The sequence below is a fragment of the Enterobacter sp. 6722112 genome, assembly GCF_058661685.1.
On the sequence record NZ_JBZWGR010000007.1, the window covers coordinates 4,423,387 to 4,437,876 of the forward strand.

Sequence of the window (14,490 nt, forward strand, 5' to 3'; positions counted from 1 at the left end):
GGCTACGCCGATGTCTGAACCCGTCTTCTCGAATCCATCGAAATCAACACCACCGACGACACAATCAGCAGCGTCCCCAGCCAGTCCGGCAGGGTGAATGCCACCCCCAGCAACACCACCGACAGCAGCGCGCTGCTCAGCGGCTCGGCGCAGCTCAGAATGCTCGCCTTCGGCCCGCCGATCATCTGTGCGCCTTTCAGATACAGGCTGAACGTCAGCGCGGTACCTATCACCACCAGGTAGAAAAACGCCAGCAGCAGGCCCCCGTCGATCACGAAGGTGGTGCCGCGTCCGGCGTAGAACGGCGTCAGCATTAGTCCCGCAATCAACATACTCCAGCCGACAATCGGCAGCGTGCCGTAGCGGGCGATAAGCGTCGACGGGTACGTCGTATAAAACGCCGCGGCAAACGCCGAGGCGATACCGAAGAACAGCGCGGCCGGCGAGATGGAGAGCGACGTCGGGTCGCCGTGGGTTACCAGCAGGAAGGTACCCACAAGCGACGTGAAAATCGCGGATAAGACAAATATGCCGGGACGCGTTTTCCGCGCCAGCGCAAACCATGCCACGATAATGGTCGGCGACAGAAACTGGAGCACGGTGGCCGTCGCGGCGTTGGATTTTTCAATTGTCAGCAGGAAGGTGAGCTGCACGGTAAGCGCGCCAGCCAGCGAGAAAAACAGCAGGCTGAGGGCGTCTTTGCGGTTTTTGACGACCGAGAAAATCTTGTCGCCGTGAACGAAGGAGAGCGTCAGCAGGATCACGCCGGTAAACAGCAGACGAACCATGGTCAGGTAAGGCGAAGAGATGTGGCTTTTCTCCATGATGTACTGCGCGCAAACCCCGGAACTGCCCCATAAAACGGCGGCGATCAGGACGTTGAGCATCCCTTTGCGTGTGGAACCCATGTTCTCCCCTGTTATGTTGGTTTTTTTGTAGCATAACATGGGATCTTGCCGGGTGGCGCTGCGCTTACCCGGCCTACAAGGTTTTGTAGGCCCGTGCAAGCGCAGCGCCGCCGGGCGAAACAAACGTCGCTGTACTAGAACCACGCCTCCCACATCGCGCCGACGTTGAAGTCGTCCAGCGTCTCATCTTTGGTATTGTTCACGCGCGCGGTACGTTCGTTATCCACCTTGCCGCCGGTCACGTAGAAGCGCAGCATCGGACGGAACTCCGGCCCCATGGCGATAGACATGTTCTGCGACAGGGTCAGCTTCCAGCCCTTGTTGTCGCCGCCGTTGTCGTAATCCACGTGCTGCCAGCCCGCTTCCAGCCAGGTGGAGTGAACGTCGTTCCACCAGTGCATCGGGCGCACGATGGCGTTGTAGTTCTTGCGGTTGTCGGTCTTATCGCGGCTGTTGTCGTAGTCATGGAAGGCGAGGAGATACTCCACCTGCGTCGCCTGGGTGAATTTGTACAGCCCTTCGAAGCTGGCGTAGACCGTGGTCAGATCCTCGGTTTTGTTGAACACGCTGTTGTCCGCGTTATCGGAGTAGCGGGCAATCACCTTGTTCACGCCGCTGTCGTTGGTGTGGCTCAGCACCACGCCGCCCTGCCAGGCGTTCAGACGTTCGTCGCTCTCCACCGCTTTCGAGTCAAAGCCGTAGTTGGCGTACAGCTCCAGATCCAGCGGACCGAGCTTCATACCATGGATTTTAGACGTCGCGGCGTAGTTGCCTTTGTCGCCCGTGCCGGACCCGCCGGTACAGGTGATGCGCGACGGGTTCGCTTCGTCCTCCATCACTTCCGGGCTACAGGATTCCACCGCTGCCACGGCGGCCACGTCAAACTGCACGCCGCCGATGTCGAAGTTCTTCACCCCGGCGCCCTGACCGTCGTGGTTCATCCAGAAGTAATCGTTGATGCCCTGCTGCGGACGCTGGTGGAAGTCGCGACCCGCCCAGAAGTAGGCGTTCGGGTTGGAGGCCATAATGTTGGTCACGCCGGCGTAGGCTTTCTTGAGGTTAACTTCGTCGCCCCAGTGGTCGATCATCACGTTGATGTCCCAGATGGCGCCGTTTTCGCCCTTGAAGGCTTTAGAGAGCTGGAACTCGCCGCCGTTGCCTTCGTTGCCCAGACGACCAATGGCGGACGCGCCGTTGTAGGAGCCGTCCACCGCCACGTATTTCTGATCGGCGGCCTGGAAGTGCGCGCCGTAGCGGGCGTAGCCGGTAAATTTAACCCCGAACGGGATCGCCATATCCGGAGATTGCGCCGCGCTCTGCGGCTCGGTCACCACGTCCGCTTTTTTCGCGACCGCAGCATCCATTTTGGCCTGACGCTCGGCCAGGGCTTTATCCACCGCTTTCGCCACAATGGCGTCGATTTGCTCCTGAGTGAATTCCTGAGCGAGGACGGAAATTGGGCAAAGCGCGGCGATAACCGCCATGGTTACTGGAAGTTTTTTAATCGTATTCATGGTTATCTCAATATAGTTTAATTTTATTCAGACAATAACCATCCCGCTCCGATCTGACAGAGTATGTCGCTATCATCAGAACAAGTGGATCTCTATTTAGGGTACAGAGGTATTACAGTAATTATTTCGCCATAGACTATCTCTGATATAAATGAATAATTTCTTCGGATAACTCGCGCGCTAATAAGGAATTCATTAAATGATCCTGGGCGTGCACCATAATTAAGGTCATCGGCTGGCGGGCTTCGCCCGCATCCTGCTCGATCAGTTTGGTCTGCATCTTGTGCGCCTGGCGTGCGTAGCCGTCGGCTTCGCGCAGCAGGCTTTTGGCCTCGTCAAGGTTGCCCTGACGCGCCGCGTGCAGGGCTTCAAAGCACAGGCTGCGGGACTGGCCGGCGTTGACGATAATTTCCATTACGGCTTCTTCTAGTGCGATCATCATCATTACTCTTTATCAAAACTATTATTTAAGGCGGTGGCGGCAAACCACTCTCCGCTTTTTTTAATGGTGCGCTGCTGCGTCTCTACATCGAGCTGAATAAAACCGTAGCGATTTTTATACGCGTTACACCACGACCAGTTATCAATAAACGTCCACATATGATAGCCAAGGCAATTGCAGCCTTCGCTAATACCTTTGTGCAGCCACGATAAATGCTCATAAATAAAATCGATGCGGTATTGATCGTTAATCTGGCCATTTTCAATAAAGCGCTGCTCGTTTTCGACGCCCATGCCGTTTTCCGAAATAAAGCAGCGAGGGTTGCCGTAATTATCGCGCAGGTTAACCAGAATATCGTAAATACCCGGCGCGTAGATTTCCCAGCCGCGGTACGGGTTCATCTTACGGCCCGGCATCTCGTAATTATCAAAGAACCACTCCGGCATAAACGGCGCCTGCGGGTTCACCGCGCTGTCGCGACACTTCACGCGACGCGGCTGATAGTAGTTAACGCCGAGCAGGTCGATTTTCCCTTCCGCAATCAGGAAACCGTCTTCCGGCTTGCAGGCGGGCAGCTGATCGTAAGATTTCAGCAATGCCACCAGGTCCGCCGGATACTCCCCGCGCAGCACCGGGTCGAGGAAGCTGCGGTTAAACATCAGATCCGCTATGTGCGCCGCCTTCACGTCCGCCGGGTTCCGGGAGCGCGGGTACGACGGCGTCAGGTTGAGCACGATGCCGATCTCACCCGCGTAGTGTCCGGCGCGGTAAGCCTGAACGGCCTTCGCGTGGGCCAGCACGGTGTGATACGCCACGGTGGCTGCCCGACGAAAATCCACCACGTTCGGGTAGTGGAAGTCGTACAGATAACCGCCTTCCACCGGAACAATCGGCTCGTTGAAGGTAAACCAGTGCAGCACGCGGTCGCCGAACAGCTCGAAGCAAATCTGCGCATAGCGGGCGTACGCGTCCACCACGTCACGGTTTTCCCAGCCGCCAATCTCCTGCATCGCCATCGGCATGTCGAAATGGAACAGGGTGATAAACGGCGTGATACCCTGCTCGTTTAGCTCATCAATGACCTGATTGTAAAAATCGACCGCGTCCGGGCTCACTTCACCGATACCGTCGGGGATCAGGCGCGCCCAGCTAATCGAGGTGCGAAAGCTGTTGTGGTTCAGCTGCTTTAACAGCTGAATGTCCGTTTTCCAGTGCTGATAAAACGTGGAGGTGTGCTGCGGCCCCACGCCGTTGTGAAAACGGTTCGGCTCGCGGGCAAACCAGTAATCCCACGTGGTTTCGCCCTCTCTTGCCCCTTCCGTCTGGAGAGCGGAGCTTGCGCTGCCCCACCAGAAGTTATCGGGAAATGCGTATTTCATGACCCTTCCTCTTTGACTTAATTGCTGACTGTTTCAGCGGTGCCGACGGTTGCCTGGGCTTTCTGCTCTTCATTTTTGATGAGCGTACGCTCATAGGCGCGCAGGAACGGCAGGTACATCAGGGCGGACATCACCATGCAGACCAGGCACATCACCACCGGGCTCAGCGCCCAGTTCGCCGCCCACGAGGCGCCAATCGGCGCGGGCGTGGTCCACGGGGTTAACGAAACCACCTGAGCCAGCCAGCCGAGTTTGGTTGCGCCGTACGCCAGGCAGGCGTTGACCAGCGGAACAAACACGAACGGGATAAACAGCATCGGGTTCATGATGATCGGTGCGCCGAACAGAATCGGTTCGTTGATGTTAAAGAAGCTTGGCACCACGCCCATTTTGCCGATGGTGCGCAGGTGGGTAACGCGGCTACGCAGCAGCAGGAACGCCAGCGGCAGGGTGGAGCCTACGCCGCCAATCAGCAGGTAGTGATCCCAGAAACCTTGCAGATAAACGTGCGGCAGCGCCGCGCCCGCCGCCAGCGCCGCCTGGTTTGCAGAGAGGTTCGCCATCCAGAACGGGTTCATGATGCCGGTGACAATCAGCGACCCGTGGATACCAGCGAACCAGAAGATCTGGCACAGCAGCACGGAGAGCAGAATGGCGGGCAGCGAGTCAGACGCCGACACCAGCGGCTCCAGCAGGTGCATAATCGCCTGCGGGATGATCATCCCGGTCTGCGCTTCAATGAACAGGTTCAGCGGGTGCAGCGTTCCGATCACCACCATCACCGGGATCAGGATCTCAAACGAACGCGCCACGCCGGTCGGCACTTCCTTCGGCAGGCGGATGGTGACGTTGTTCTGTTTCAGCCACGCATAGACGCGAGTGGAGTAGATCGCGGTGATAAGCGCAGTGAAGATCCCCTGACCGGAGAGATACTGGGTCGAAATTTTGCCATCGGCATAGGGCGCGGCGACCAGCAGGAAGGCCATAAAGGCCAGCAGGCCGGACATCACCGGATCGAGGTTAAACTGACGCCCCTGGCTTGCCCCAATCCCTACCGAGATGAAGAAGGTCATCACGCCCATGCTGAGGTTAAACGGCAGCATCAGCTGTTCGCGGTAGGTCTCGGAGAAATCCAGCCAGCCGCGGGCGAAGCTGTTGGTGGTATCCGCCGAAAACGGCGGGAAGATAAACACCAGCATAAACGAGCCGATGATCATAAACGGCAGCGCAGCGGTAAAGCCGTCGCGGATGGCAATCACATACTTTTGCTGACCGAGCTTCGCGGCCAGCGGCGTAATTGACTGCTCAATCACCGCGACCATGGATTGATATAACGAACTCATGTGAACACCTTTTAGTGTGCCGCTTCGATGAGCGACAGAGCATAGTCCAGTACTTTATCGCCACGCTGCATGCCGTAATCCATCATGTCGATGGGCTGCACCGGAATGCCTTGCGTCGCTGCCTTGTCTGAGAGCGTCTTTAACATGTATTTCACTTGCGGTCCGAGAAGCACCACCTGATAGTGCGGAAACTGCGTATCAAATTCGGATACGCCATACGCATCTATCTTCACGGGCAAGCCCCGTTCTTTTGCAACATCGATCATTTTGCTGACCAGCAGGCTGGTGGACATCCCGGCAGAGCAGCACAGCATAATCTTGAACATCGACAACCATCCTCAAAATGTAAAAAGTTATTGCGAGGATGATTGGACATGATACGGAAACCGGTTTCCATTTATAAAAGACAGAAGTGTGATAACCATCAAGATCCAATACTTATGAGGCTAATTAACCGGATGTGGGTCACATAATTTGGCTGTTTTGGCATCAAATTGAGTGGAAACGGAAAATCGGTTTCCATGGAAAACGGAAACGGATATACTCCGTTGTGGCTATAATGTGAGCCGTAGCGGTGATGGAAATTACAGACGCCAGTTGCGTCTGACAGGGGAGAGAGATGTCTACAATCAACGATGTATCGCGTCTGGCCGGGGTGTCCAAAGCCACGGTATCACGGGTGTTGAGCGGGTCGCGTGGCGTTAAAGAAGCCAGCCGCCAGGCTGTTCTGAAAGCGGTGGACGAGCTGAACTATCGTCCCAACGTGATCGCCCAGTCGCTGCTCAGCCAGTCGACGGGCTGCATTGGGGTGATTTGCGCGCAGGAAAACATTAACCAGACCACCGGTTACCTGTACGCGCTGGAAAAACACCTCAGCCAGCATCAAAAACATCTGCTGCTGCGTTTCGCACACACAAAAACAGAAGTGATGAACGCCCTTGAAGAACTCTCCTGCGGTTTATGTGATGACATTCTGGTGATTGGCGCGCGTTTCCCGCTGGACGTGGACATGGACAACGTGATTCTGGTCGACTGTATGGAAGCCGATAACGCCAATAGCATTCAGTTCGATCACGCGTTCGCGGCTGAAACGGCCTGTAACTATCTCACCAGCCAGGGGCGTCGCCAGATAGCGCTGATCCACCCGCAAGGCAGCGGCTTTGCCGATCAGGTGCTGCTGGGCTACAAACACGCGCTGGAGAAAAACTTCCTGCCCTTTAATCGCAACCTCGTGTTTATGGACGCGACTTCATCGTCCGTTGCGCTTCAGGAATTACTCAACAACGCGTCCACGCTGAACTTCAACGCGCTGCTGGTGGCGGATGAGCAGGAAGCCCAGCGGGTGATCCCGCAGTTACAGGCGTTTAATAAATCGGTACCGGAAGACATCATGGTTTTCAGCCTCGGCGGTTCGCTGCATCTGCCGGGTATTCCGGTGATCCCGGCCATTGAGTATTCCATGGACGCCATGGCGGCGCGCATCGTGAGCTGGCTGACAGAGAAAACGCAGATGCTCGGGTCCTACGTTCTGCGCGGTGATTTGATTATTCCGGATGTGCGGAAGCGTTAAACGTGTGATGTAGGCCGGGTAAGCGCAGCGCCACCCGGCGCTCAACCCTCAGTAATCTTCCATACAATCCACCTGACTTACTGCATCCCAGTAGGCGTCCAGGTTGTCACGCTTCACGGCGGTGATGGCGTTTTTGATCAGCAGCTGATTGGCCTCAGACGACAAAATCATCGCCTGCCAGGCCTTATCGCTCTGCTTTTTCTGCGGGGTACAGGTTTTCTTCACATCTTTCAGGACCTGCTGTTTTATCTGGGCCTCTTTCTCCGGAGCGCTCTTCTCCTGCGCGTGAACAAACGCAGCGAAAATCAGGCAAACGAGCAGGCAAACCAGGTGTGCAGATTTCATCGAAACCTCCTTTGAAAGTCACATGCTTCCCCTGAAATATATCGTTACATTCATCAACGCGATTCAAGCCAAAAGTATGAATTTACGCATTCTGCGTGCGAGATCCGATCGCCAGTGCAATGCCATAGCTTACTAACACCGCGAGACTCATTTTCAGCATCGTTTCTCCGCCGATACCGGCAAGAGGCGCTGCGATCCCGCCGAATAAAAACATCAGCATGCCCAGAATGGCTGACGCTGTGCCGGACTCCTTCGCGTCGACTGCGCTCATCGCTTCTGAACCCGCAATGGTGCTGATCCCGCTGTTAAATGCGACGGTGAAAAAGAGTGCAATTAGTGCCGGAACGGAAAGCTGCATCCACGCAAAGAGCAACGTCAGCCCCGCGCAGGTTACGGCCAACACCAGGCCTATTTGCATTAACCCTTCCGCCGGGTGTCGGCGTGCCAGACGGGAGAAAATCAGCGCTGAGACGATCAGGCCGATACCGTTCACACCGAACAGCAGGCTGAACTGCATGGCGCTCAGGCCATACTCGTTTTGCATCACAAAGGAGGATGCCCCGATATAGGCGAACAGCCCCGCCAGCATGAAGGCCTGGATCAGGCAGTAGCGCATAAAGCGACGATTTTTAAGTACCGTCCTGGCGGTTTGCGTCAGCGATCCCCCGCCCTGTTTCTCTGTGAGGGACTCGCGGATAAAAAGCTGGCTGACGATCAGCAGCGCCAGACCCGCCCCTGCCATTACCCAGAACAGCATCCGCCAGTCGAAATGCGACGCGATATAGCCACCGAGTACCGGGGACACCACGGGCGCGATGCCGTTGACCGTCATCAGTAGGGCAAAAAACTGCGTTAGCATCGTGCCATGATAGTTATCACGGGCGATAGAGCGGGCAAGTACGGAGCCGCCCGCCCCGGCAACGCCCTGCACAAATCGCCAGCCGATTAGGGCGTAAATATTCTGCGTGCTGGCACAAAGCACTGAAGCCAGTACAAACAGCAAAAGTGAGAACAGCAGCGGCGTTTTACGTCCGATGCGATCGCTTAGCGGGCCGAAAAAAAGTTGTCCCAGCCCCAGGCCAATCAGCGCCGAGGTAAGAGAAAGCTGCGTCAGCGTTGTGGAGGTGTTGAGCTGGGTGGCGATCTCCGGCAGCGCCGGAAGATAAAAATCGGAACACAGCGGCCCGATCGCCGTCAGCAGGCCAAGGATGGCCGCGAAAGAAAAAGAGAGTTTTGCCATAGGTATTTACTCTGATGGCCGGGCAACGTTGCGCCGCCCGGCAGTGATGTTACTGGATCCCGCCGCCCAGCGACTGCCACAGCGTGATGCGGTTTTCCAGGTCGGTTTGCTGCAAGGCAATCAGTGATTCCTGCGCCGACCACAGCGACCGCTGCGCGGTGAGCACCGTCAGATAATCGCCCGCGCCAGCCTTGTAACTGCGCGTCGCCACATCCAGCGTTTTTTGCTCCGCCGCCACGTATTCACGCTGGGCATCAAGCTGTTCACTCAACGTTTCGCGCCGGGCCAGCGCGTCGGCCACGTCCTTGAACGCGCTCTGGATGGTTTTCTCATAGGTCGCAATTAACCCTTTTTTCTCGGCTTCCGCATAGCGCAGCTGCGCCATATTGTTGCCGCCGCTGAACAGCGGCAGGGTGATGGAAGGTGCAAACGACCAGACCTTCATCCCGTGGCTGAACAGGGACGACAGCGAATCGCTGCCGACGCCCGCGCTGGCGGTGAGCGAGATGGTCGGGAAGAAGTTGGCGCGCGCCGCGCCGATGTTGGCGTTGGCGCTCAGCAGGTTATGTTCCGCCTCCTGAATGTCCGGACGACGCAGCAGCGCGCTGGAGCTGACGCCCGCCGGGATCAGCGTGATGGCGTTGTCGCTCAGGCTCTCCAGCGTGTCGGGCAGCAGGTTCTCGGGCACCGTATCGCCCGCCAGCAGGTTGAGAGCGTTTTTGTCCTGCATCACCAGCGTCTGGTAGCTCGCCACGCTGGCGCGCGCCTGCTGGTAAACCGCCATCGCTTCACTGACGTCCGTTGCCGCTGCCACGCCCACTTCCTGCTGGCGCTTCACAATCTTGAGTGAGTTTGCGGCGCTCTCCAGGGTGGACTTCGCCAGCGCCAGATTGCTGTTATCCGCCGCCAGCGTCACCCAGGCCGTGGTCAGCTCGCTGACCATCGTCAGGCGCGTGTTCTGCGCGGTGAATTCGCTGGCAAGCCAGGTTTCACGCGCGGCACGCGACAGGCTCTGGTTGCGGCCAAACAGATCCAGTTCGAAGCTGGAGACCGCGCCGTTGGCTTCGTCACTTGTCGCGACGCCGCTCGCCAGCGTGCGGCTGCGGGTGTGGCTCAGTTCCGCGTCCACCGTCGGGAACAGGGACGAGCGCGTTTCGCCATACTGGGCACGGGCGGCGTCGATATCCGCAATCGCTTTTTGCACGTCGCGGTTGCTGTTGAGCGCCATCGTCACCACGCTTTTCAACCGCGCATCATTCATCACCTGCTGCCACTGGCTCACCACGGCGTTGGCTTCGCCATGGGCGCCCGGCAACGTCGCCGGGACGGGGGCGTCCGGGCGCTGATACGTGGGATCTAATGACACACAGCCCGCGCTCAGCAGCGCTAACGTTAATACGGTTACACGAAACATTATGACCTCCGGTTTGCGTGCTTACCGGAGAACAGACGTTTCACCAGTACAAAGAATAAAGGAACAAAGAAGATGGCCAGCAGCGTCGCGGCCAGCGTCCCGCCGATAATACCGGTACCGATCGCCACGCGGCTGTTGGCCCCGGCGCCGGTGGCAATCGCCAGCGGCGTCACGCCTGCGATAAACGCCAGCGAGGTCATGATGATCGGACGCAGACGCGTCTGGGCGGCCCGCAGGGCGGCGCGCGTCAGGGAGTAGCCTTCGGCCACTTTGGCTTCGGCAAACTCGACAATCAGAATAGCGTTCTTCGACGACAGACCGATGGTGGTCAGCAGCGCCACCTGGAAATAGACGTCGTTGTTCAGGCCGCGCAGGGAGGCGGCAACCGCCGCACCCAGCACCCCTAGCGGGATCACCATGATGACCGAAATCGGCACCGACCAGCTCTCATACAGCGCCGCCAGGCACAGGAACACCACCAGGATCGAGAGGGCATAGAGGCTCATTGCCTGACCGCTTGCCAGTTTTTCCTGCAACGACAAACCGCTCCATGCCCAGGTGCTGCCGGACGGCAGGTTATTCGCCAGCTGCTCCATTTTGCTCATCGCCGTACCGGAGCTGGCGCCGCTGGCGTTTTCGCCCTGAATCTCATACGCCGCCGAGCCGTTGTAGCGCACCAGGCTTTCCGGGCCATACTCCCAGCGGGTGGTGGCGAAGGCGGAGAACGGGGTCATGGTGCTGTCGCTGCCGCGCACATACCATTTGTTAAGATCCGATGGCACCGCGCGATAGTCGCTGTCGCCCTGGATGTAGACCTTTTTCACGCGGCCACGGTCAATGAAGTCGTTCACGTAGGTGCCGCCCCAGGCGCTGGAGAGGGTGTCGGTAACATCGCTCAGGGAGAGCCCCAGCGACACGGCTTTGTTGTTATCGATATCCACCTGAAGCTGCGGCATCTGCGGCAGATCGTTGGCGCGCACGGCGTGCAGCGAGTTGTCCTGGTTGGCTTCGCCAATCAGCTGGTTACGCAGTTTCAGCAGCGCGTCGCGGTCGGTGCCGCCGCTGGCCATCAGCTCAAAGGTAAAGCCGTTGCTCTGGCCTAAACCATCCACCGCCGGGGGCGTCATGGCGAAAATTGTGGCATCCCGAATGGTGCTCAGCTCCTGCGTGGCGCGCAGGGCAATGGCCTGGGCGGTATTCTCATTGCCTTTGCGCTCTGACCAGTTTTTCAGGGAGACGAACGCCATCCCGGCGTTCTGGCCACTGCCGCTGAAGCTGAAGCCTTCAATGGTGAAGATCACGTCGGTATTGGCTTTCTCTTTGGTGAGGAACCACTCGCGTACCTGGCGGCTTACCTCGGCAGTACGCACCGCGGTTGCGCCGGCGGGCAGGGTGTACTGCACCATGATTTCACCCTGGTCTTCGGTTGGCAGGAAGCTGCCCGGCAGTTTTAGCATGGCGAACCCCATCGCGCCGCAGAGCAGGGCGTAGATCACCAGCATGCCACCGGAACGGCGCAGGGCGCGCAGCACCTTGTTCTGATAGCCGTGCTCGGTCTTACTGTAGAAGCGGTTAAACGCGCCGAAGAAGCCCTTTTTGTGCGGAGCGGTGTGATTCAGGATCGAGCCGCACAGCGCGGGCGTCAGGGTCAGCGCCACCACCACGGAGAGGAACATCGCCGAAATAATGGTGACCGAGAACTGGCGGTAAATGACCCCGGTAGAGCCGCCGAAGAAGGCCATCGGCAGGAATACCGCAGAGAGCACCAGCGCAATGGCGATCAGCGCGCCGGAAATTTCGCCCATCGATTTTTCGGTCGCTTCCCGGGCGGGCAGCCCTTCGTCGCGCATAATACGCTCGACGTTTTCCACCACCACGATGGCGTCATCCACCAAAAGCCCTATCGCCAGCACCATCGCAAACAGCGTCAGGGTGTTGATGGAGTAACCGAACAGCGCCAGCACGCCGAAGGTGCCCAGCAGCACCACCGGCACCGCCAGCGCCGGGATCAGCGTCGCGCGGATGTTTTGCAGGAACAGGTACATCACCACCACCACGAGGATAATGGCTTCGAACAGCGTCTGAATCACGTCCTCAACGGAGATTTTGATGAACTCGGTGCTGTCTTTCGGATAGGCTACGTCGTAGCCTTCCGGCATCGACTTTTTGAACTCGGCGATCTTATCTTTTACCGCTGTGGCGGTGTTAAGCGCGTTGGCGCCCGGTGAGAGCATCACCGCCATACCCGCCGCCGGGTGGCCGTTCAGCTTCGCGGTGGCGGTGTAATCTTCGCTGCCCATCTCCACGCGCGCGACGTCGCTGATGCGCACCACCGCACCGTTGGACTGGCTCTTGACGATGATCTTTTTGAACTCATCGACCGTTTGCAGACGCGACTGAGCGCGGACGGTGGCGGTCAGCTGTTGGGCGTTCGACGAGGGCAGCGCGCCGATTTTACCGGCGGAAACCTGCACGTTCTGCGCTTCAATCGCGCTCTGCACGTCGGAGGGCATCAGCGAGTACGACGCCAGCTTCGCCGGGTCGAGCCAGATGCGCATCGCGTATTCTGCACCGAACACCTGTAGGCTACCGACGCCATCCACGCGCGCCAGCGGATCCTGCATATTAATCACCAGCCAGTCGGCGATATCCGAGCTGCTGGCGGTGTCGGTTTTGTCATATACGCCCATGATCAGCAGGAAGTTGCTCTGGGATTTTTCGACGGTGATCCCGGACTGCTGCACCTCGGTCGGCAGGCGCGATTCCGCCTGCTGGACTTTGTTCTGCACCTGTACCTGAGCGGTGTCCGGATCGGTTCCCTGTTCAAACGTGACGGTAATGCTCACTGACCCGTCCGAGCTGCTGGTGGAGGTGAAGTAGAGCAGGTTATCCAGCCCGGTGAGCTGCTGCTCGATCACCTGCGTCACGCTGTTTTCCAGCGTCTGTGCGGAGGCACCGGTATAGGTGGCGGAGATTTTGATCGACGGCGGAGCCACGTCCGGGTACTGCGCAACGGGCAGCGTGCGGATCGCCAGCATCCCGGCGAGCATGATGAGAATGGCGATAACCCAGGCAAAGACCGGGCGACGCACGAAGAAACGGGAAAACATCAGGCGTTTCCTCCGTTGGTTTTCATCTCTTCAGCTTTCACTTCCTGCCCGGCGGTGACTTTATCGGTGCCTTCCACAATCAGCTTATCGCCCGCCTTCAAACCGCTCAGCACCAGCCATTTGTCGCCGTAGGTGTCGCCCGTTTCGAGCTGACGCTGCTCCACCTTGTTGCTGGCGTTCACCACCAGCGCGGTGGCGGTGCCTTTGGCGTCGCGGGTGATGCCCTGCTGCGGGGCGAGGATCGCGTCATTCATGATGCCTTCATCCACTCTGGCGCGAACGAACATGCCCGGCAGAAGCTGATGCTGCGGGTTCGGGAAGACGGCGCGCAGGGTAACTGAGCCGGTAGACTCATCCACCGCCACTTCGGTCAGCGCCAGGCGGCCTTTTTCGCTGTAGCTGCTGCCGTCTTCGAGAATCAACGACACGTTCAGCGTATCGCTGTTGCTGGCGAGGGTTTGCTTGCGTAAACGCAGCAGATCGGCGCTGGAACGGGTTAAATCGACGTACATACTGTCCAGCCCGCGAATGGTGGCCAGCGCGGTATCCTGCTGGGCGGTCACCAGCGCGCCGGGGGTCACAGAGGAGATGCCGATACGTCCGGCAATCGGCGCGGTGACGGTGGTCCAGTTGAGGTTAATGCGGGCGCTTTCCAGCGCGGCTTTCTTTGACTCGACGCTGGCCTTGTCCTGCGCGCAGGTGGACTTCGCGTCTTCCGCATCCTGACGTGATACGCCGTCGTCCTTCACCAGCTGCGCATAACGCCGGGCTTTCTGGCAGTCGGCCTGCACCAGCGCCTGCGCCTGTTTCAGTGCGGCGGCGGCTTCATCATACGCGGCGCGGTAGCTGGAAGGATCGATCTGATACAGCGCCTGCCCGGCCTTGACCGTATCGCCTTCGGTGAACAGGCGCTTCTGGATAATGCCACCTACCTGGGGGCGCACTTCGGCGCTCATTGCGGCGGCGGTGCGGCCGGTCAGCTCGCTGACGACGGACACCGGCTGGCTCATGAGGGTGACAATCCCCGCTTCCGGAAGAGGACGTTGAGGAGCAGATGTTTGCGCATTATCGCACCCTGTCAGGAGGAGTAATGCCGCGATGGAGGTTGTTATGGTTTTCATAATCTTTTTCCAGGGTGAACGAAGCCTGCCCTGTTAATCGCTTAACAGGGAGGAGGGCTAATTAAAAGCACAGCGATCCCGCATCTCTGGCTGAGCCAGAAATG

The 14,490-nt window shown here is 58.4% G+C and carries 12 protein-coding genes; 1 reads left to right on the plus strand and 11 read right to left on the minus strand.

Annotated elements, in window-relative coordinates; genetic code table 11:
- Positions 1-2: 2 nt before the first annotated feature.
- From AC4OVU_RS22620 to AC4OVU_RS22645, 6 genes are all read right to left on the minus strand, one after another.
- Positions 3-908, minus strand: coding sequence for an EamA family transporter (locus AC4OVU_RS22620; RefSeq protein ID WP_017383673.1), 906 nt, complete (start codon positions 906-908; stop codon positions 3-5).
- 134 nt (positions 909-1,042) lie between these two features.
- Positions 1,043-2,422: a carbohydrate porin gene (locus tag AC4OVU_RS22625; RefSeq protein WP_017694006.1), complete on the minus strand. Its 1,380-nt coding sequence runs from the start codon at positions 2,420-2,422 to the stop codon at positions 1,043-1,045.
- Positions 2,423-2,558: 136 nt separating this feature from the next.
- Positions 2,559-2,861 carry a PTS lactose/cellobiose transporter subunit IIA gene (locus tag AC4OVU_RS22630; RefSeq protein ID WP_014168006.1) on the minus strand — a complete coding sequence of 101 codons (303 nt, stop codon included), beginning with the start codon at positions 2,859-2,861 and terminating at the stop codon, positions 2,559-2,561.
- Between the two features lie 5 nt (positions 2,862-2,866).
- Positions 2,867-4,243: a glycoside hydrolase family 1 protein gene (locus AC4OVU_RS22635; protein ID WP_045141768.1), complete on the minus strand. Its 1,377-nt coding sequence runs from the start codon at positions 4,241-4,243 to the stop codon at positions 2,867-2,869.
- Between the two features lie 17 nt (positions 4,244-4,260).
- A complete protein-coding gene (locus AC4OVU_RS22640; RefSeq protein WP_491928786.1) occupies positions 4,261-5,586 on the minus strand; it encodes a PTS sugar transporter subunit IIC in 1,326 nt (441 codons plus the stop codon).
- Positions 5,587-5,597: 11 nt separating this feature from the next.
- Complete coding sequence (locus AC4OVU_RS22645) at positions 5,598-5,912, minus strand: PTS sugar transporter subunit IIB (protein WP_003861034.1); 315 nt, start codon at positions 5,910-5,912, stop codon at positions 5,598-5,600.
- Between the two features lie 293 nt (positions 5,913-6,205).
- On the opposite strand from AC4OVU_RS22645, the gene AC4OVU_RS22650 reads away from it, so the two are divergent.
- Positions 6,206-7,156, plus strand: coding sequence for a LacI family DNA-binding transcriptional regulator (locus AC4OVU_RS22650; protein WP_015570102.1), 951 nt, complete (start codon positions 6,206-6,208; stop codon positions 7,154-7,156).
- Positions 7,157-7,204: 48 nt separating this feature from the next.
- Here the strand turns inward: AC4OVU_RS22650 and AC4OVU_RS22655 are convergent, their stop codons facing one another.
- The 5 genes from AC4OVU_RS22655 to AC4OVU_RS22675 form a co-directional block, all read right to left on the minus strand.
- On the minus strand, positions 7,205-7,501 hold the full coding sequence (locus tag AC4OVU_RS22655) for a YicS family protein (RefSeq protein ID WP_003861030.1): 297 nt from the start codon (positions 7,499-7,501) through the stop codon (positions 7,205-7,207).
- A gap of 82 nt (positions 7,502-7,583) precedes the next feature.
- Entirely contained in the window at positions 7,584-8,741 is a 1,158-nt protein-coding gene (locus AC4OVU_RS22660; RefSeq protein WP_110292826.1) for a multidrug effflux MFS transporter, read from the minus strand.
- Between the two features lie 49 nt (positions 8,742-8,790).
- Complete coding sequence (locus AC4OVU_RS22665) at positions 8,791-10,155, minus strand: efflux transporter outer membrane subunit (RefSeq protein ID WP_039269378.1); 1,365 nt, start codon at positions 10,153-10,155, stop codon at positions 8,791-8,793.
- Positions 10,155-13,265 carry an efflux RND transporter permease subunit gene (locus AC4OVU_RS22670; protein WP_491928787.1) on the minus strand — a complete coding sequence of 1,037 codons (3,111 nt, stop codon included), beginning with the start codon at positions 13,263-13,265 and terminating at the stop codon, positions 10,155-10,157. Before AC4OVU_RS22670 ends, AC4OVU_RS22665 begins: the two co-directional genes overlap by 1 nt.
- Complete coding sequence (locus AC4OVU_RS22675) at positions 13,265-14,386, minus strand: efflux RND transporter periplasmic adaptor subunit (RefSeq protein WP_110292828.1); 1,122 nt, start codon at positions 14,384-14,386, stop codon at positions 13,265-13,267. Before AC4OVU_RS22675 ends, AC4OVU_RS22670 begins: the two co-directional genes overlap by 1 nt.
- Between the last annotated feature and the right edge of the window lie 104 nt (positions 14,387-14,490).

Excerpts from the sequence above, each read along its gene's own strand:
- AC4OVU_RS22625 (WP_017694006.1), bottom strand. The coding sequence starts at position 2,422 with ATGAATACGATTAAAAAACTTCCAGTAACCATGGCGGTTATCGCCGCG.
- AC4OVU_RS22640 (WP_491928786.1), bottom strand. The coding sequence starts at position 5,586 with ATGAGTTCGTTATATCAATCCATGGTCGCGGTGATTGAGCAGTCAATT.
- AC4OVU_RS22660 (WP_110292826.1), bottom strand. The coding sequence starts at position 8,741 with ATGGCAAAACTCTCTTTTTCTTTCGCGGCCATCCTTGGCCTGCTGACG.
- AC4OVU_RS22630 (WP_014168006.1), bottom strand. The coding sequence starts at position 2,861 with ATGATCGCACTAGAAGAAGCCGTAATGGAAATTATCGTCAACGCCGGC.
- AC4OVU_RS22675 (WP_110292828.1), bottom strand. The coding sequence starts at position 14,386 with ATGAAAACCATAACAACCTCCATCGCGGCATTACTCCTCCTGACAGGG.
- AC4OVU_RS22655 (WP_003861030.1), bottom strand. The coding sequence starts at position 7,501 with ATGAAATCTGCACACCTGGTTTGCCTGCTCGTTTGCCTGATTTTCGCT.
- AC4OVU_RS22645 (WP_003861034.1), bottom strand. The coding sequence starts at position 5,912 with ATGTTCAAGATTATGCTGTGCTGCTCTGCCGGGATGTCCACCAGCCTG.
- AC4OVU_RS22670 (WP_491928787.1), bottom strand. The coding sequence starts at position 13,265 with ATGTTTTCCCGTTTCTTCGTGCGTCGCCCGGTCTTTGCCTGGGTTATC.
- AC4OVU_RS22635 (WP_045141768.1), bottom strand. The coding sequence starts at position 4,243 with ATGAAATACGCATTTCCCGATAACTTCTGGTGGGGCAGCGCAAGCTCC.
- AC4OVU_RS22650 (WP_015570102.1), top strand. The coding sequence starts at position 6,206 with ATGTCTACAATCAACGATGTATCGCGTCTGGCCGGGGTGTCCAAAGCC.
- AC4OVU_RS22620 (WP_017383673.1), bottom strand. The coding sequence starts at position 908 with ATGGGTTCCACACGCAAAGGGATGCTCAACGTCCTGATCGCCGCCGTT.
- AC4OVU_RS22665 (WP_039269378.1), bottom strand. The coding sequence starts at position 10,155 with ATGTTTCGTGTAACCGTATTAACGTTAGCGCTGCTGAGCGCGGGCTGT.